Raw genomic sequence first — 812 nt, 5'->3', positions numbered from 1 at the left:
TTTTGCTTGAATTTGGTGCTTACCTCGGAGATAAGCGCCCTAGAGGGGACTAAATAAATGCCTTGGAACCCCTCTTCTTGCTCAACCTTATAGTCGATATATGTTTGGAGCAAGAAGGACTTCCCCGAAGACGTCGGTCCGGAGAATACGAAATAGTCCTTTTCCAAGTTTGCCCAGACCCTCTTTTGGAAATCAGTGAATATCGTTTCTTTATTAAATCGATAAAATTCCTCAGTGAAGTGGATTTCAGCGTCAAGGAGGGAACCTTCTTCTGCAATTTTGACGTTATCATCCTCAATTCTATCCGCGAGGGCGTTAGCAGTAGGTGTGTTACCTAATCGAGAAAGAACAGTGTACAGGTACCGCCGACATAGTGGCTCCCTCTCGTTTTTCCTATTTTGGACGTAATATAGTACAGCGAAAGAGAGAGCTTTCTTCCGGTGGGTATCGTCCTCGCTGTTTGCTAGTAGGGAACCAATCCACGCAGACTTCTTCAACTCTTGTTCAGAGACCTCAGGTTCATACTCCTTTCCGATGTCAGTATAAAATACGCATTTAGTCAATTCATCAAGCGACTCATTAAAAACCTCCATCTTTGCCGCTGAAGAGTATGTGCTCATGATTCAACTTCCTCCTCAGTGTCAGAACTTTCGCTAGACTCCTCACTAGCAGCAATAGAAGGACCAATTCCGGGAACAATAGATGTCAACGTGCGCTTACGGAACTCGTCAAGGTCTGGAACAGGTAATATGAGGAATAAAAGGTATGCCCGGTCAAGTCTACTGTGACCGTTCTCTACCTGCCCAGTAACC

The 812-nt window shown here is 45.0% G+C and carries 2 protein-coding genes; both read right to left on the bottom strand.

Going from position 1 to position 812, the window contains the following annotated elements; genetic code table 11:
• Window positions 1-620, bottom strand: a 620-nt coding sequence (locus DVK07_RS22500) for a DEAD/DEAH box helicase (RefSeq protein WP_199719655.1), incomplete at its 3' end; no start/stop codon positions are given.
• On the bottom strand, window positions 617-812 hold a 196-nt coding region (locus DVK07_RS23900), incomplete at its 5' end, for a hypothetical protein (protein ID WP_233565551.1). The genes DVK07_RS23900 and DVK07_RS22500, both read right to left, overlap by 4 nt.

The sequence above is a fragment of the Halorubrum sp. Atlit-26R genome (assembly GCF_003666015.1).
GTDB lineage: Archaea > Halobacteriota > Halobacteria > Halobacteriales > Haloferacaceae > Halorubrum.
This window is presented reverse-complemented; position numbering and strand designations above follow the sequence as displayed.